Source organism: Herbidospora mongoliensis, from assembly GCF_001570545.1.
Taxonomy (GTDB): Bacteria; Actinomycetota; Actinomycetes; order Streptosporangiales; family Streptosporangiaceae; genus Herbidospora; species Herbidospora mongoliensis.
The window spans coordinates 650814-667922 of sequence record NZ_BBXD01000008.1; the positions used below are offsets into that span (position 1 = coordinate 650814).

Here is a 17109-nt window from a genome sequence, read left to right on the forward strand (position 1 = left end):
CGACTTTGTGCATTACTTCACAAAGGCACTAACCTGGAAGACGGCCCCGAAACCGATTCCCCCTCTGGAGTGCCGGCCTGTGATTCGCCGAACCCCGCAACAACCGCGTGAACGTGGCATCCCCGACGCGACCGTCGCCCGGCTGCCGCTCTACCTGCGTGCGTTGAACGGTTTGGCCGAGCGGGCCGTAGCCACAGTCAGTTCCGAAGATCTCGCGGTCGCGGCGGGGGTCAATTCCGCCAAACTCCGCAAAGATCTGTCTCATCTGGGATCTTATGGAACACGGGGCGTCGGCTACGACGTTCAGTACCTCATCTACCAGATATCCCGCGAACTCGGCCTGACCCAGGACTGGGCGGTCGCGATCGTCGGGGTCGGAAACCTGGGCCGCGCCCTCGCCAACTACGGCGGTTTCGTCTCCCGGGGGTTCCGGGTGGCCGGGCTGCTCGACGCCGACCCGGAGGTCGTGGGCGACCACATCGCCGGGCTCGTCGTGGAACACAGCGACGGCCTGGAATCGGTGATCGCAAAGCGGGGGGTGTCGATCGTGGTCATCGCGACTCCGGCGCCCGCCGCGCAGGCGGTCTGCGACCGGGTCATCGCGTCCGGTGTGACGAGTATCTTGAACTTCGCCCCCGTTGTGCTCACCGTCCCTGCCGGCGTCGACGTCCGCAAGGTCGATCTGTCCATCGAACTGCAGATCCTCGCGTTCCATGAGCAGCGCAAGGTGAATGGGGGGCCCGTGATGGGCGAGGAATGGGCGGGGGAGGTCTCATGAGTCTGCTGATCGTGGGGCTGAGCCACCGGAGCGCACCCGTCTCGGTGCTCGAGCAGGTGACGATCTCCGGCGACGCCCTGGTGAAACTCCTCCACGACGTGCGGCAGGACGCGCATGTCGCGGAGGCGATGGTGGTGTCCACGTGCAACCGGGTCGAGGTCTACGCCGAGGTCGACCGGTTCCACGGCGGGGTTTCGGCGATCACCACGCTGCTCGACCGGCACGCGGGGGCCGATCTCGCCCCCCACCTCTACGTGCACTACGAAGACCAGGCCGTCCACCACCTGATGTCGGTGGCCTCCGGGCTCGACTCGATGGTGGTCGGCGAGGGCCAGATCCTCGGCCAGATCCGGGCCGCGCTGCGGCTGGCACAGCAGGAAGACGCGGTCGGCTCGATCCTCAACGAGCTCGTCCAGCACGCCCTGCGGGTCGGCAAGCGCTCCCACAGCGAGACCGGCATCGACCGCGCGGGCGCCTCCCTCATCGGCGTCGGCGTCTCCCTGGCCGAGACCGTGCTCGGGCCCATCGAGGGCCGCCGGGCGCTGGTTGTCGGGGCGGGCTCGATGAGCGCGCTGACGGCGGCGACGCTCGCGCGCGCGGGCGTGACCGAGATCGTCATCGCCAACCGGACCTTCGAGCGGGCCGAGCGCCTCGCCGAGACCGTGGGCGGCCGGGCCGTCCCGCTCTCGGAGATCGCCGCCGAGCTCGCCACCGCCGACCTGGTCGTCTCCTGCGTCGGCGCGGGCACCCGCGTGATCACCCCTGAGATGATCCCGGCCCGGCAGGTCCCGCTGTTCCTGCTCGACCTCGCGCTGCCCCACGACATCGACACCGCTGTCCGTGCGCTGCCGCAGGTCACCCTGGTCGACCTCGAAGACATGCAGCGGTCGGGCGCCGGTTTCGACGGGGGCCGGGCCGCCGACATCGCGGCCGTGCGCGGCATCGTGGCCGACGAGGTCACCGCATATCTCAACTCCGCCCGCGCGGCCAAGGTGACGCCTACTGTGGTGGCGCTGCGCAGTCGCGCGGCCCAGGTGGTCGAGGCCGAACTCGGCAGGCTCCACTCCCGCATGCCCGACCTCGACGAACGTCAGCGAGACGAAGTGGCACAGGCGGTCCGGCGGGTGGTAGACAAACTGCTCCACGAGCCGACTGTGCGTGTCAAGCAGCTCGCTGCGTCTCCGGCAGGCGATCATTATGCCGAGGCGCTGCGCGAGCTGTTCAACCTGGACCCGAAGGCGCCAGACGCCGTTTCCCGGATGGAGATCGAGCAGTGAACCTGAGGCTGGGCACCCGCAAGAGCCTGATGGCGACGACACAGTCGCAGCAGGTGGCGGACCGGCTGACCGAGCTCACCGGTCGCGGCGTCGACCTCGTCGGGATCACCACCTTCGGCGACGTCACCAAGGCACAGCTCTCCCAGCTCGGCGGCACCGGGGTCTTCGTCAGCGAGCTGCGCGAGTCGCTGGCCCGCGACGAGATCGACTTCGCCGTCCACTCGCTCAAGGATCTGCCGACCTACCCCGACTCGCGGCTCACGCTGGCCGCGATCCCCCGGCGCGACGACCCGCGCGACGCGCTGGTCGGCCCGCTGAAGCTCGCCGATCTCTCCCGTGGGGCCCGCGTCGGCACCGGTTCGCCGCGCCGCATCGCCCAGCTACGGCAGCTGCGCCCCGACCTTGAGTACGTCCCGATCCGCGGCAACGCCGACACCCGGATCGGCAAGGTGACCTCCGGCCAGCTCGACGGCGTCGTGCTGGCCGCCGCAGGGCTGGTCCGGCTGCGGCGTGACGACGAGATCGCCAACTTCTTCGACACCGACGAGATGCTGCCGGCCCCCGGCCAGGGCGCGCTCGCGGTGGAGTGCCGGGCCGACCGGCCCGACCTGATCGAACTGCTGAGCACGCTCGACGACGTGCGTACCCGCGACGCCGTCACCGCCGAGCGTGCCGTGCTCGCCGCACTGGAGGCGGGTTGTTCCGCCCCCGTCGGCGCCTATGCCGTCGATGACGGCCATGTGCTCACCCTGACCGCCACCGTGGTGTCGATCGACGGCACCTCGGCGGTGCGTAAGTCCACCACCGGACCTCGCTCCGCGGCCATGGAACTCGGGCGGGAGCTCGCGACCACCATGATCGCGGAGGGGGCCGGGCAATTGATGGGAGAGCAGGCCCATTGACCGCGTCAGAGCATCATGAGATCGGCATCGGGGGCTTCGTCGCCTTCGTGGGCGCCGGTCCCGGTGACGAGAACCTGCTGACACTCCGGGGCGCCGACCTGTTGTCCAAGGCCGACGTCGTGGTCGTCGACCGGGAGTCGTACGGCCCGTTGCTGCGGCACTGCCGTCCGACGGTCGACGTGCGCGACGTCGTCGCCGACCCCGACGCGCTCGCCGGCGCGGTCGGCGCCGCCAAGAACGGGAAGCTGGTCGTCCGGGTGTGCCCGGGTGATCCGTCGTTCTTCTCCTCGGTGTCCGAGGAGGTCGCGGCCTGCGCCCGGGGCGAGGTCGACTTCGAGATCGTGCCCGGGGTGCCGCCGGCGACCGCCGTGCTGACCTACGCGGGCATCCCGCCGGCGTCGTCGGGGCCGGAGTTCCGGATCGTCGACGCCGCCCAGATCGACGACTGGTCGCGGCACGCGTCGGTCGACGGCACGCTGGTGATCTACAACGGGGTGGCAGAGGCGCCCGCGATCGGCAAGTCGCTGATCGCCGCGGGTCTGCCCGACTACACGCCGGTCGCGGTGACCAGCGACGGCACCACCACGGAGCAGTACACCGTGGTCTCCTCGCTGGGCCGTCTCGGGCCCGACCTGAAGCACGCCGGGATGACCGAACCGGCGCTCATCGTGGTCGGCGACGCCGTGGGCCAGCGGGAGAAGCACTCGTGGTTCGAGACCAAGCCGCTGTTCGGGTGGCGGGTGCTCGTGCCTCGTACCAAAGAACAGGCCGCGGGCCTGTCGGAGCAGTTGCGGAGCTACGGCGCGGTGCCGGAAGAGGTCCCGACGATCTCCGTCGAGCCGCCGCGCACACCGCAGCAGATGGACCGCGCCATCAAGGGCCTGGTCACCGGACGCTACGAGTGGGTGGCCTTCACCAGCGCCAACGCGGTGAAAGCGGTCAAGGAGAAGTTCGACGAATACGGCCTCGACGCCCGCGCCTTCGCCGGGCTGAAGGTGGCCGCCGTCGGCGACGCGACCGCCAGGGCGCTGGTCGAGTTCGGGGTCAAGCCCGACCTGATGCCGACCGGCGAGCAGTCGTCGGAGGGCCTGATCGAGGAGTGGCCGCCCTACGACTCGATGCTCGACCCGATCAACCGGGTGCTGCTCCCGAGGGCCGACATCGCCACCGACACGCTGGTGGCGGGGCTGACCGAGCTCGGCTGGGAGTGCGACGACGTGACGGCCTACCGGACCGTCCGGGCCGCTCCGCCGCCCGAGGAGATCCGCAACGCCATCAAGACCGGCGGCTTCGACGCCGTCCTGTTCACCTCGTCCTCGACGGTGCGCAACCTCGTCGGCATCGCCGGCAAGCCGCACAACGTCACGGTCATCGCGGTCATCGGGCCGCAGACCGCCAAGACGGCCGAGGAGTTCAACCTGCGCGTCGACGTGATGGCCGACAAGCCGTCGGCTTCCGCGCTGGCCGCCGCACTGGCGGAGTATGGTGCCAAGCAGCGCCAGGCGGCCGTCTCCGCCGGCGAGATCCCGCGCCGCCCCTCGCAGACTCGAAGGGGTGCCCGGCGACGTCCCAAGTGACCCCCACGAAGGTGGTTTTCGCATGAGTGCCGAGTTCCCGGTCGCCCGCCCACGACGGCTGCGCCGGACCGTTCCGCTGCGTCGGATGGTGGCCGGGACCCGGCTCCACCCGGCTGAGCTGATCCTGCCGATGTTCGTCAAGGAGGGCATCGCCGAGCCGGCTCCGGTGGGGTCGATGCCGGGCGTCGTCCAGCACACCCGTGACAGCCTCCGCAAGGCGGCCCACGAGGCCGCCGAGGCGGGCGTGGGTGGCGTCATCCTGTTCGGCATCCCGGCGGTCAAGGACGGCCGGGGTTCCGGCGCCGACGACCCGGAGGGCGTCGTCCAGCTGGCGCTCCAGGACCTCGCGTCAGAGGTCGGCGACGCGCTGGTCGTGATGGCCGACACCTGCCTCGACGAATACACCGACCACGGCCACTGCGGCATCCTGACGGCGACCGGTGAGGTCGACAACGACCTCACCCTGGAGCGCTACGCCGCCGCCGCGGTCGCTCAGGCCCGCGCCGGCGCCCAGGTGATCGCGCCCAGCGGCATGATGGACGGCCAGGTCGGCGCGATCCGCACGGCCCTCGACGCCGACGGCCACGCCGAGATCCCGATCCTGGCCTACTCGGTCAAATACGCCTCGGCGTTCTACGGCCCCTTCCGCGACGCCGCCGAGTGTGCCCCCCAGTTCGGCGACCGCAACGCCTACCAGCAAGACCCGGCCGGCCCGATCGGCGAGGCCCTGCGCGAGGTCAGGCTCGACCTGGCCGAGGGCGCCGACGCCGTCATGGTCAAGCCCGCCCTGGCCTACCTCGACGTCATCCACCAGGTCAGAGAGCTGGTCGACGTCCCGGTGGCCGCCTACCAGGTGTCGGGGGAGTACGCCATGGTCGAGGCCGCCGCCGCCAACGGCTGGATCGACCGCGACCGCGCGATCATGGAATCGCTGATCGCGATCCGTCGCGCGGGGGCCGACATGATCCTCACCTACTGGGCGACCGAAGTGGCGCGCAGACTGAGCTGAGGTTCCGTTTTCCTGGGGTCGCCCTGCGAAGATCCTGTGAGTCCGGGCATTATCGGGGGCAACAGCCCGTTTTTTCTCTGTGGGGGAGGAACAGCATCAGATGGTCGGGGTCCCGCTTGCTCGCCGTTCGAAGCGCCGTGCGCACCGAATACCGCACCGGCTCGAGGCGGTAGTCGACTACGCCCGGCTGGGCTGGGCGAGCTGCTTGGGAGCACATCCGCTGCGCGAGGGGCAGCGGGCGTGTTCATGTGATCGTGTGGGCTGTCCCGATCCGGGCGCCCATCCGCTGTCGCCCGCCTGGCGCAACCAGGCCACGACCGACACGGCCCAGCTCACCCGGTGGTTCGAGCAGGAACCAGAGGCCAATGTGGTCCTGCCCACCGGACGCGTATTCGACGTGTTCGACGTGCCGGCGGAAATCGGAATGTCCGCCCTCACCTCGCTGGAGTCTTCAGGCCCGGTCGCCGTCAACGGCGACCGGGTTCTTTTTTTCGTCGCCACGCGCGGTAACCCGGAGGATGAGGACGAGTGGTGGACGTCGTCGATCGACACCGGTCCTGAGACGATCGAATCCAATCCGGGGCTGCGCTGGCACTGCCGTGACTCCTACGTCCTGGCGCCGCCGTCGTCGCTGGTCGGCGGGGGTTCGGTGAGCTGGGTCCGGCCGCCTGACGGGCGTCCGCTGCCCGATCCGCTGCGCGTGCTGGACGTGCTCGCCGACTAGGCTCGGTGGGCGTGAGTCGTACCGACAATTCAGCGGCCCTGTTCGCGCGGGCCAAGGAGATCGTCCCGGGTGGGGTCAACTCGCCGGTCCGGGCGTTCGGCGCCGTGGGCGGCACGCCCAGGTTCATGGCGTCCGGGCAGGGGCCCTACATCACCGACGTCGACGGGAACACCTACGTCGACCTGGTCTGCTCGTGGGGGCCGATGATCCTCGGCCACCGTCATCCGGCGGTGGTGGAGGCCGTCACGAACGCGATGTCCGGCGGGTTCTCCTACGGCACGGCGACCGAGGGCGAGGTGCTGCTGGCCGAGGAGATCGTCTCCCGGGTGGCGCCCGTGGAGAAGGTCCGCCTGGTCAGCTCGGGCACCGAGGCGACCATGAGCGCGGTCCGCCTGGCGCGCGGCTTCACCGGCCGCTCGAAGATCGTCAAGTTCGCCGGCTGCTACCACGGCCACGTCGACGCGCTGCTGGCCTCGGCCGGCTCCGGCGTGGTGACCTTCGGACTGCCCGACACCCCGGGCGTGACCGGCGCGTCGGCGGCCGACACGCTGGTGCTGCCCTACAACGACCTGACGGCGGTCGAGGAGGCGTTCGCGCTCCACGAGGTCGCCGCCGTGATCACCGAGGCGTGCCCGGCGAACATGGGCGTGGTGCCGCCCGCGGAGGGCTTCAACCGTCGGCTCAAGGAGCTGTGCCGGGAGAACGGCGCGCTGCTCATCGTCGACGAGGTGCTGACCGGCTTCCGGGTCTCGGCCGCGGGTTGGTACGGCCTCGACCCCGTCGACGCCGACCTGGTGACGTTCGGCAAGGTCATGGGCGGTGGTCTGCCCGCCGCCGCGTTCGGCGGACGGGCCGATGTGATGGCCCGGCTGGCCCCGGAGGGCCCGGTCTACCAGGCGGGCACCCTGTCGGGTAACCCGCTGGCCTGCGCCGCCGGGCTGGCGACACTGCGGGCCTGTGACGACGACGTCTACGCTCGGGTCGACGCCGCCGCCCTGGCCGTGGGTGACGCGGTCGCCGGCGCGCTGGCCGCCGCCGGTGTCCCCCATCGGCTGCAGCGGGCCGGAAATCTTTTCTCGATCTTCTTCGCCGACGGCGCGGTGACCGATTTCGCGTCGGCGAAGGCTCAGAACACGGCCGCGTTCACCGCGTTCTTCCACGCGATGCTCGACCAGGGTGTCTATCTTCCCCCGTCGGCCTTCGAGGCCTGGTTTCTGTCGTCCGCCCACGACGACACGGCCTTGTCGAAGGTCGTCGATGCCCTCCCGATCGCGGCCAAGGCCGCGGCTCAGGCAGTGGGTTAGACGGACCGGGCGCGGTTCTTGGCCCTCGACTGACGGGCGTTGGTGGCCAGCGTCTCGAGGTAGGAAACGCGGGCGGCGGGCGACTGCTTCGTGAAGAGGTTGTTGATGATTCGCATGTCTTCATCTTGCAATACTTAATAGTTGAGGACAAGCGAGATTTTCTTGGGTGAACGCTTTAGACTGGCTACATGTTGGACTTGCACCGGCTCAAGGCCCTCCACGCCGTCGCCACCTACGGTTCCGTCGGCGCCGCGGCCGAGGCGCTGATGGTCACCCCGTCGGCCATCTCCCAGCAGCTCGCGAAGCTGGAGAAGGAGACCGGCGCGGTGCTCGTCGAGCGCAACGGCCGCGGCGTGAAGCTCACCGACGCGGCCGGCCTGCTCGCCGAACACGCCGAGAGGATCCTCGCGCTGGTCGAGACGGCCGAGGCCGACTTCGAGGCGCTGCGTGGCGCGGTGGTCGGGCGGCTGTCGATCGCGGCCTTCCCGACGGCCGCGCGCGGCATCTTCCCCGCGGCGCTGAAGGTGCTCCACGATCAGCACCCCGATCTCGGCCTGCTGTTCTGGGAGCGCGAGCCGGAACGGATGATCCGCGAGGTCTCGCGTGGTGAGATCGACCTCGCTGTGGTGCAGGACTGGCTGAACCGCCCGATGGCCATGCCCGAGGGCCTGTCCCGCCACGCCCTGCTCGACGACGTGGCCGACATCGCCGTCCCGGCCGACCACCTGCTGGCCGACCGGCGTGAGATCGCGCTGGCGGATCTGCCCGACGACCGCTGGATCACCTCCGCGCCGAACACGGTCTGCCACGACTTCCTGCTGTTCCTGGTGCGTTCGGCGGGCAAGGAACCCGACATCGTCTGCATGGCCGACGAATATCCGACCCAGCTCGCGCTGGTCGCGGGTGGTCACGGCCACGCGCTGATCCCGAGGCTCGGGCGGGGGGTCGTACCGGAAGGGGTCCGGATCATCCCGATCCTGCCCCGGCCGACCCGGCGCATCTACGCGGTGTGGCGGACCGACGCGGCCCGCCGCCCGGCCATCCGGGCCGCCGTCGACGCGCTGCGGACGGTCTGCACGCAACTGGAGACCACGCTTCGGCTGGCCTGACGCCCTCTCGTCGGACGGTACGAGTAGGCTGGCGCCACCATGACTGAGACGACCGTCGTTCACCTCTTGCGCCATGGTGAGGTGTACAACCCGACCGGGGTCCTCTACGGCAGGCTGCCCGGCTTCCACCTGTCGGACAATGGCCGGGCGATGGCCGACATGGTGGCGAAATCCATAGCGAACCGCGACATCGTGACTCTCTGGAGCTCGCCGATGGAGCGGGCCCAGGAGACCGCCGCGGCGTCGGCCGAGGTGCTCAAGCTGCCGGTCACCCTCGACGTGCGGCTGACCGAGGCCATGAACGTCTTCGAGGGCAAGAAGGTGGCCAACGACAACCGCGCCTTCTTCCGCGACCCACGCAACTTCTGGCACTTCCGCGATCCGCGCCGCCCGTCCTGGGGCGAGGCCTACCGCGACGTCGTGGCCCGCATGAAGTCGGTGATCGACGACGCGCGCGCCGAGTCGCGGGGTCACGAGGCGCTGCTGGTCTCCCACCAGCTCCCGATCTGGATCATCCGCCTGGCCACCGAGAGCAAGCGCCTCTGGCACGACCCCCGTCGCCGCCAGTGCAGCCTGGCCAGCCTGACGACGTTCACGTTCGACGGCGACCGCCTGGTCAGCGTGGGCTACAGCGAACCGGCGGCGGCGTTGCTCAAGAACGTGTAGCCGAGCCCCTACTGTGAGTGATCTCCGAACGTAAGGAAGATCATGACAGTAGTCGGCACAGTGACGAGGATCCGGGCCGAGGGCCATGCCCGCCGGGTCGTGGGCATGCGCCAGGTGATCCTGGAGATCGTCGACGACGTCGCGGCTTCGGGCGCCTTCCACTACGGACCGCGCACCGCCGCGATGGAGAAGGCCTTCGAGCGGTCCTGGGGCGGCCACGCCGTCGCCACGACCTCCTGCACCCAGGCCCTACAGCTCGCGCTCCGGGCGGCCGGGATCGGGGCGGGGGACGAGGTCGTCGTCCCGGCCGCGACCTTCGCGGCCACCGCGTTCGCCGTCGCGGCGGTCGGCGCGGTCCCGGTCATCGTGGACGTCGAGCCCGACACCCGCTGCATCAGCGTCGCGGCCGTCGAAACGGCCCTCACCCCGCGCACCCGCGCGGTGATCCCCGTCCACCTGCACGGCCACATGGCCGACATGCCCGCGCTGTGCGCGCTGGCCGCCCGGCACGGGCTCACGGTCATCGAAGACTGCGCCCAGGCCGCCGGCGCGACCCTCCACGGACGGCCCGCCGGGACCTTCGGCGACTTCGGCTGCTTCTCCCTGTGGGTCGGCAAGGTGATCGGCGGTCTCGACGACGGGGGGCTCATCCTCACCAACCGGCCGGACGCGGTGCCGCTGCTGCGCCGCCTCACCAACATGGGCCGCACCACCGCCGACCGGCACACCCACCACGAAGCGGGCGCCCGAGCCCGGCTCGGCGAGGCCAACGCCGCGATCATCACCCACCAGCTCGGACTGCTCCCCGGCTGGGCGGCCCGCCGCCGCGAACTCGCCGCGTTCTTCGACGAGTCCTTCGCCGACCTGCCCGTCCGCACGCCGTCCGTCGCACCGGGCCACGAGCACGTCTATTACAAGTACGTCCTCCAGGTCCCCGACGTGCCCGCCCTCGCCGAGCACCTCGACCGCCGGGGCATCGAAAGCGAGCAGGTCTACCCCTATCTCCTCCCCGACCAGCCCGCCTTCGCGGACTTCGTCCACCGGGCCCATCCCACGCCCCAGGCCGCGGCCGTCAACCCGCACCTGATCTGCCTGCCCCTCTACCCCGAGCTCACCGACGAAGAAGCGGGCCGAATCGCCGCCGCCGTCCGCGACTTCCACATGTGCGACGGGCCCATAGTCGTGCCTTTTCGCCAGGTCTAGTCATGCTTGCCCGGGAGCTGGTCCTGTTCAGCCCGGGGTGGGCATGCGTGTCTACTGGTTCGGGTCATGACCCGAAGGGCTGGGCGAAGCCGTTCGCGTGTGTGCTCGCTGCCCCGTCTTCGTTCTGGGCGGATCACGGGATGAGTCGTCGGCTCTCTCGTCGTCGCGATAAGCGGTGGTGGGTGCGGTGAAGCTGTCGGAGCCGGCGGAGACGTACGGGCGGCGGTGGGACATCCCCGGCAGTAGCGCGGAGGGTGGACTGAGGTGCGTCGTCAGCTCATTCGGCAAGAGGTGTTGAATCGGGGGATTTCCAATGTACGGATCATCGGCAACCTGGCCCCACGGACTTCTGTTGTACAGCAGAAAGCGCGGATGCCCTCGCTGGGCATCCGCGCTTGTTCACACCAAATGAGGGCGCTTATGTTCGCCCGATACTTTATGTGACGACCGCAGAGAAGGATTGAGTGCCGCGAAAACTGGCACAGGTTGTGCCGCATTCCGTTCATGTGAACGTGAAGGTGTGACAGCGCAGAGGAATGTGCGGCCTGAGAGTGTTTCGGGAAAGGGCTCGGCGGACAAGGCTTGAGTCCGAAGCCGTTGCGCTGCCACGGTGGAGCTCAGGTTGAGGACCGCCCAGGTAGGTGGATCGATGCAGCGGCCTTGAGGTTGGGTCTCGTCGCACACCCGGCGGGAGGGCGCGGCGTTCCGCCGCTCGTGCGATCCCCGCCAGGTGGTTGCTGTGCTAGCAGAATGACCAGGTCATGGGTCACCCCCGCTTCCCCGAGCAGCTCACGCCGACCGGCGGTCTTCTGGACGACCTCCAGGAAGGGCGAGCGGATGGCGTTAGACCGGCTCCGGGTTGGGAGGCTGGTGGGCTCTGTAGTCCCGGGCACGGGCGGTGAGTTCTCGGACGAACAGCGGTGATGGTGTGACCTGGCCCTCGCGCCCGATCGGGGAGGGCGCCAGCGGTATGAGCAGGTCGGTGGTGGGTGAGTGCAACCACAGGGCCATCTGGTAGAGCTCGGGGATCCGTAGGAGCCGGAGGTCGAACCCGGCCAGTTGGAGCTGCGGCAGGGCTCGTGCGGCCTTGACCGCGGTCGCGGTGGCTCCAACGGATGAGCCTCTGTAGAACGTTGGCGGAAAGGTGCGTTCCGGCGTTTCGGAGACTTCGGCGCCGGCGAGCACATTGCCGCCGGACTCCAGCAGGAATCGCCAGCCCACCGGCTGCGCCGCTTCCAGGCCGCCGCCGGCCTCGATGTCTCGCACGAGCAGTGCGAACACCTGGTGTGGGGTGGACACCTTCACGTCATTCAGGGCGAACTCGCCCAGCAGTTTCGGGCCGTCTCCGCTGGCTCTGGCGATTTGGCCGAGATGGGAGCGTGTTTCGTCGCGGATCCGTCCCGGCGGTTCAGGCGTGTTCAACGGCATTGCGAAGCTCCCTGAGGCTAGTTGCGCCGAGTCTTGAAGGTCCTGTTCCAGGTGCCGTTCTGGCCGCCCGGGTAGCCGCCGAAGAGCGTCTCCCACGCGATCCACATGATGGGAGCGTCCTCCATGCCCTCGTATACGCCCCCCGTGTCCTCCCACGGGTCGTGCACCCATACGTGCACCAGTTCACCGGTCTCCGGGCGGTAGCTGTACCCCCAGATGTTGACGACGTGGCCGGAGAGGCCGCCCCCCCAGCCGATGTTCATGATGATCGGGCGTCCGGCGTCTATCTCCGCCTTGACCTCGTTCTTCGTCAGCTCCGTGAGCCTTTTGAGCCCCACCCACCTGCCGCCCGTCCACGTCTGGTCGACGCGATGCCTGTCGGCTTCGGCAACCGGGACCTGAATCCCGGCTTGCTGCAGCGGCCCCGCATCCGGCCACCAGCCCTGGTTGCAGTCCCCGCGTAACTCGCCATCCGGGCAGCACCTGAACGGACGTTGGTCGGCGAGCCGGGAGTCGTCCCTGTTGAGGACTGCGGCGGCGAATCCGCACTGGGTCCAAACTTGCGCGTTGGCGTAGAAGTTCGCGACGCTGATCGTCGTCGCGTTCCAACACCAGAATGTTTGTTCCTGGTATTGAATGCTGCGCCAGTATGTCGAGCCGAGGCTCTTGATCATTACGCCCTCGTCTGGTTGTGACACGCGACGTCATTCCTTTCGCTACGCCGGTTACGTCGTCGCCGTCTTCGTGTTGATGATTTCAACGGCATCCTTGGCAGAGCTTTAACCGGACAGCCGAGAATGTAAATGGGCAGATTTATCCGGAGTGGAGCCGAGAAACTCGAGCCTCTGAGCCCGGCTGAGGTTCCGTCAAGGCGGCTGTCGCCAGCCGTCATTTGGGTGCTGACGTGCGCGGTCAGTGAGTACGGGGGCGGGGTGCCAGAACCTCGGTGAGGCTGGCGATGGCGTGCGTGAGTGGCGCGTTCCATAAGGAACGGTGTCCAGATCCGGCCAACCTCGCATCCGTCAGGGCCGAGCCCTTGCCGGGGGGCGGGTGCGGCCGGATGATCAGGCGGGCGAAAGGGGCGTTGAGCAAGGTGAGGTCTCCCCCTGGACATGGCGATCCGCACGCCGTCGTGGCGTGGTGTTGTGCGCGTCCCCTGCGCGGCGCGGGCACCTGACCATCAGCTGGCGCGCCTTCTCTGACGTGCTCGCTTTCAGGCTCGGCTGAAGCGGTCCGGGATCATCAGTGGAGGCTCTGGAGCGAACCGGAGCGAGGAGGGAAGACACCGGATCAGAGCGCCCGGACCGACCACCCGCAGGGTGGGCCGATAATATGGATGCTCTACCGGCTGTAGTTCAAGGAGATCTCCTCCATGTCCCCCTTTTCGCGTGCTGTCGTCGCCGTGTGCTCGGCGCTGCTGCCGATGCTGGTGCTGGCCGGGTGCGCCGGAAACGTCGGGGGCACGGGGCAGCCTGAGTCCGACGACACCCGCTTCGTCGCCGGTGACGGCAAGGTGCAGATCTTCGAGCCCGGCGAGCGCAAGCCCGCCCCGGTCGTCGAGGGCCGGACCCTCGAAGGCGGCCAGACCTCGATGGCTGAGGGCAAGGTCACCGTCATCAACTTCTGGGCCTCGTGGTGCGCGCCGTGCCGGGCCGAGGGGCCGACGCTCAAAGACGTCGCCGCCCGCACCAAGTCCACCGGCGTCGACTTCCTCGGCATCAACTTCAAAGACCAGCAGGCCGCGGCCACCGCCTACGACACCCAGCTGGCGCCGGGCTACCCGAGCATCCACGACCAGGCCGGCAAGGTCCTGCTCGGTTTCTCCGGCACGGTCCCGCCCGCCGCCATCCCCTCCACCCTCATCATCGACAAAGAGGGCAGGATCGCGGCCCGCGCCCTGGGCGCCGTGAAATACCAGGCGCTGCTCGACGCCGTGACCAAGGTCTCCAGTGAATCTCGCTGACACCGTCGCCTCGGGGTCGCTGCTGGTCGCCCTGCCGATCGCGCTGCTCGCGGGCCTGGTGTCGTTCCTGTCGCCGTGCGTGCTGCCGCTGGTGCCGGGCTATCTGTCCTACGTGACCGGCATGAGCGCCGACCCCAAGCGGGGGCGCCTGGTGCTCGGATCCCTGCTGTTCGTGCTCGGGTTCGCCCTCGTTTTCGTGCTGGGCGGCGCGCTGTTCGGCGGGCTCGGGTCGACGCTGCTCGGCAACGCCGAGGTGATCACGCGGGTGCTCGGCGGGATCACGATCGTGCTCGGGCTGGCGTTCATCGGGATCATCCCGGGGATGCAGCGTGACTTCCGCATCCACAAGCTCCCCGCCGCCGGGCTCGCGGGGGCCCCGCTGCTGGGTATCGTGTTCGGGCTCGGCTGGACACCGTGCATCGGCCCCACGCTGGCCGTCGTGCTGACCCTCTCGGTCGACCAGGGCAGCGCGGCCAGAGGGGCGCTGCTCGCGTTCGGCTACGCACTCGGGCTCGGGCTGCCGTTCGTGGCGGCCGGGCTCGCCTATCGCAAGGCGCTCCACACGTTCCGCGCGGTGCGCCGACACTCCCAGCTCATCACGCGGATCGGAGGAGCCATGCTGGTCGCCGTCGGGTTGCTGCTGGTCACCGGTCTGTGGGGCGAGCTCATCGCCGGTCTCCAGACCTGGGTCGGCGGATTCGAGCCGGTGATATGACGCTGACCGAAGAGAAGACGACTCAGGAGCGCCCGAAGGGGCTCGGCCCGATCGGCTGGCTGCGCTGGGGCTGGCGGGTGCTCACCTCGATGCGCACCGCCCTCATCCTGCTGTTCCTGCTGGCGCTGGCCTCGGTGCCGGGGTCGCTGTTCCCGCAGCGCGGGGTCGATCCGGGCGCGGTGGCCCGCTACCTGACCGACGACCCGGTCAAGGCCGAGTGGCTCGACCGGTTCTGGCTGTTCGACGTCTTCAAGGCGCCCTGGTTCGCGGCCATCTACCTGCTGCTGTTCCTGTCGCTGGTCGGCTGCGTGCTGCCGCGCCTGGCGGTGCATCTGAAGGAGATCCGGCGCACGCCGCCACCCGCGCCGCGCAACCTGGCCCGGCTGCCGCACCACGCCGACATCGAGGGCGACCTCGCCTCGGCCGAGGCCTATCTGCGGTCGAAGCGCTGGCGGGTGGCGACCGGCGAGGGCTGGGTGTCGGCCGAGAAGGGCCACCTGCGCGAAACCGGCAACCTGCTCTTCCACGTCGCGCTGCTCGTGCTGCTGGTCGCGGTGGGCGCGGGCGGGCTGTTCGGCTACCGGGGCAACGTGCTCGTGGTCGAGGGCGACGGGTTCTCCAACACGGTGGCCGCCTACGACCGCTACCTGCCCGGGTCGCAGGTGTCGCCCGAGGATCTGCAGCCGTTCTCGTTCACGCTGAAGGACTTCCAGGCGACCTACGTCGGGCCCGGTCACGAGAAGCAGGGCCAGCCGCTCGACTACTTCGCCAAGCTGGCTGTGCAAGACGCGCCGGGCGCCCCCGAGCGCGAGGTCGAACTGCGGGTCAACGAGCCTCTCGAAGCCGACGGCGCGCTGACCTACCTGATCGGCCACGGCTACGCCCCCACGTTCCGCATCACCGGTGGCGACGGCAAGGTGGCGTTCGAGGGCCCGGTCCCGTGCCTGGTGAACAACACCGCGACCTTCGAGTCCGAGTGCGTCATCAAGGTGCCCGACGCAGCCCCCGACCAGCTCGCCTTCCTCGGCCGCTTCCTGCCCTCGACCGTGCCGAACGGCGAGGAGTGGCTGTCCATCTTCCCTGGCGCGGCCAACCCGACCGTGCAGATCTGGCCGTTCAAGGGCGACCTGGGGCTCGATGCGGGAACCCCCCAGTCCGTGTACGACCTGGGCGCCCACCAGAACCTCAAGCCCCTCGGCCAGATGACCGCCTCGCCCAAGCCCATGGCCGTCGGCGAGGCCATCGACCTGCCCGAAGGCGCCGGAAAGATCGAGTTCACCGGCGTCAAGGAGTGGATCACCCTCCAGACCACCTACGACCCGGGCCGCTTCCCGGCCCTGCTGGCCTCCGGCGCCGCGATCCTCGGCCTGCTGCTGTCCCTCCAGATCCGCCGCCGCCGGGTGTGGGTGCGGCTGAGGGACGGAGGGGTCACAGTGGGAGGATTGACCCGCACCGAGGGCGGTGACTTCGGCGAGGAGTTCGCCGAACTGACGAAAGCCCTGGAACAGCACGCTCGTGCAGAGGTGAAGGATGTCCCCTGATCGCTTGGCCACATTGAGCGACCAGCTCGTGCTGGCCGCCATTCTCCTCTACCTGGCCGCGATGGTCGGCTACGCCCTGGAACTGGCCTTCGGCCGCGTCACCGAAACGGTGCGCGAACGCAAGCTGGTCTCCGTCGGCGGTCCCGCCGAGGAGGTCCCGGAGGCCGCCGCGCCGGAACCCGCCTCCTGGGCGCCCAAGGCAGGTCTCGCCGGCACCGTGGCCCTGTGGCTCGGCTGGGCCGCCAACGTGGGCGGCACGCTCACGCGCGGCCTGGCGGTCGACCGCTGGCCGTGGGGCAACATGTACGAGTTCGTCGTCGCCATGCTGCTCGCGGCGGTGACGGTGTTCTTGTTCCTCCAGGTCCGCTACCCGGTCAGGTTCCTCGGTGCGTTCGTCGCCGTGGTCGCCGCGATCGGCCTCGGGTTCGCGGTCCGCGTCCTCTACACGCAGGCCGGGCCGGTCGTGCCCGCGCTCGACTCCTACTGGGTGGCCATCCACGTCAGCGCCGCCATCGCGGCCAGCGGCCTGTTCATCGTCGGCGGCGTCGCCGCGGCGCTGTTCCTGGTGCGCAAGGAGGGCCCGTCGCGGCTGCCCGCGCGGGCCGACCTCGAACGGGTCGCCCACCGCGTCATCGTCATCGCGTTCCCCATCTGGACCTTCGCCGTCATCTCGGGCGCGCTGTGGGCCGACAAGGCGTGGGGCCGTTACTGGGGCTGGGACCCGAAAGAGGTCTGGGCGTTCATCACGTGGGTCGCCTACGCCGCCTACCTGCACGCGCGTGCGACCGCCGGCTGGAAGGGCAAGGCCGCGATGATCGTGTCGCTGATCGCGTTCGCCTGCCTGATGTTCAACCTGGTCGGGGTGAACATCTTCATCGGCGGCATGCACTCCTACGCCGACGTCAGCAAGTAG

The 17109-nt window shown here is 69.5% G+C and carries 16 protein-coding genes; 14 read left to right on the forward strand and 2 right to left on the reverse strand.

Annotated features, from left to right (window positions below; genetic code table 11):
- The first annotated feature begins 79 nt into the window (after positions 1 to 79).
- The 10 genes from AW272_RS03260 to AW272_RS03305 all read left to right on the forward strand — a co-directional run bounded on the left by AW272_RS03260 (position 80) and on the right by AW272_RS03305 (position 10549).
- Positions 80 to 778, forward strand: coding sequence for a redox-sensing transcriptional repressor Rex (locus AW272_RS03260; RefSeq protein ID WP_066360911.1), 699 nt, complete (start codon positions 80 to 82; stop codon positions 776 to 778).
- A complete protein-coding gene (locus AW272_RS03265) occupies positions 775 to 2055 on the forward strand; it encodes a glutamyl-tRNA reductase (protein WP_066360913.1) in 1281 nt (426 codons plus the stop codon). Before AW272_RS03260 ends, AW272_RS03265 begins: the two co-directional genes overlap by 4 nt.
- Positions 2052 to 2957, forward strand: a complete 906-nt coding sequence (gene hemC, locus AW272_RS03270; RefSeq protein WP_275527275.1) for a hydroxymethylbilane synthase — start codon at positions 2052 to 2054, stop codon at positions 2955 to 2957. Before AW272_RS03265 ends, hemC begins: the two co-directional genes overlap by 4 nt.
- Positions 2954 to 4534, forward strand: coding sequence for a bifunctional uroporphyrinogen-III C-methyltransferase/uroporphyrinogen-III synthase (locus AW272_RS03275; RefSeq protein ID WP_066360915.1), 1581 nt, complete (start codon positions 2954 to 2956; stop codon positions 4532 to 4534). Before hemC ends, AW272_RS03275 begins: the two co-directional genes overlap by 4 nt.
- Positions 4535 to 4556: 22 nt before the next feature.
- Positions 4557 to 5543, forward strand: a complete 987-nt coding sequence (gene hemB / locus AW272_RS03280) for a porphobilinogen synthase (protein WP_066360917.1) — start codon at positions 4557 to 4559, stop codon at positions 5541 to 5543.
- Between the two features lie 100 nt (positions 5544 to 5643).
- Positions 5644 to 6267, forward strand: a complete 624-nt coding sequence (locus AW272_RS03285; protein WP_066360919.1) for a bifunctional DNA primase/polymerase — start codon at positions 5644 to 5646, stop codon at positions 6265 to 6267.
- 11 nt (positions 6268 to 6278) lie between these two features.
- Positions 6279 to 7571, forward strand: coding sequence for a glutamate-1-semialdehyde 2,1-aminomutase (gene hemL / locus AW272_RS03290; protein ID WP_066360920.1), 1293 nt, complete (start codon positions 6279 to 6281; stop codon positions 7569 to 7571).
- A gap of 188 nt (positions 7572 to 7759) precedes the next feature.
- On the forward strand, positions 7760 to 8680 hold the full coding sequence (locus tag AW272_RS03295) for a LysR family transcriptional regulator (protein ID WP_066360922.1): 921 nt from the start codon (positions 7760 to 7762) through the stop codon (positions 8678 to 8680).
- A gap of 39 nt (positions 8681 to 8719) precedes the next feature.
- Positions 8720 to 9346 (forward strand): histidine phosphatase family protein, encoded by a 627-nt coding sequence (locus tag AW272_RS03300; RefSeq protein WP_066360925.1) that lies wholly within the window; start codon positions 8720 to 8722, stop codon positions 9344 to 9346.
- 42 nt (positions 9347 to 9388) lie between these two features.
- Positions 9389 to 10549: a DegT/DnrJ/EryC1/StrS family aminotransferase gene (locus AW272_RS03305; protein ID WP_083957901.1), complete on the forward strand. Its 1161-nt coding sequence runs from the start codon at positions 9389 to 9391 to the stop codon at positions 10547 to 10549.
- Between the two features lie 843 nt (positions 10550 to 11392).
- On the opposite strand, the gene AW272_RS03310 is transcribed toward AW272_RS03305, so the two are convergent.
- Together AW272_RS03310 and AW272_RS03315 are read right to left on the reverse strand one after the other, a co-directional pair.
- Complete coding sequence (locus tag AW272_RS03310; protein ID WP_066360927.1) at positions 11393 to 11977, reverse strand: hypothetical protein; 585 nt, start codon at positions 11975 to 11977, stop codon at positions 11393 to 11395.
- A gap of 17 nt (positions 11978 to 11994) precedes the next feature.
- A complete protein-coding gene (locus AW272_RS03315; protein WP_066360929.1) occupies positions 11995 to 12651 on the reverse strand; it encodes a C39 family peptidase in 657 nt (218 codons plus the stop codon).
- Between the two features lie 698 nt (positions 12652 to 13349).
- Between AW272_RS03315 and AW272_RS03320 the strand changes: the two genes are divergently transcribed.
- From AW272_RS03320 to ccsB, 4 genes are read left to right on the forward strand one after another with little or no spacing between them, the layout of a single operon-like run.
- Positions 13350 to 13940, forward strand: a complete 591-nt coding sequence (locus tag AW272_RS03320) for a TlpA family protein disulfide reductase (RefSeq protein ID WP_066360930.1) — start codon at positions 13350 to 13352, stop codon at positions 13938 to 13940.
- On the forward strand, positions 13927 to 14655 hold the full coding sequence (locus AW272_RS03325) for a cytochrome c biogenesis CcdA family protein (RefSeq protein ID WP_066360932.1): 729 nt from the start codon (positions 13927 to 13929) through the stop codon (positions 14653 to 14655). The genes AW272_RS03320 and AW272_RS03325 overlap by 14 nt, the downstream gene beginning before the upstream one ends.
- On the forward strand, positions 14652 to 16196 hold the full coding sequence (resB, locus tag AW272_RS03330) for a cytochrome c biogenesis protein ResB (protein ID WP_066360934.1): 1545 nt from the start codon (positions 14652 to 14654) through the stop codon (positions 16194 to 16196). The genes AW272_RS03325 and resB overlap by 4 nt, the downstream gene beginning before the upstream one ends.
- Positions 16186 to 17109, forward strand: coding sequence for a c-type cytochrome biogenesis protein CcsB (gene ccsB, locus AW272_RS03335; protein ID WP_066360936.1), 924 nt, complete (start codon positions 16186 to 16188; stop codon positions 17107 to 17109). The genes resB and ccsB overlap by 11 nt, the downstream gene beginning before the upstream one ends.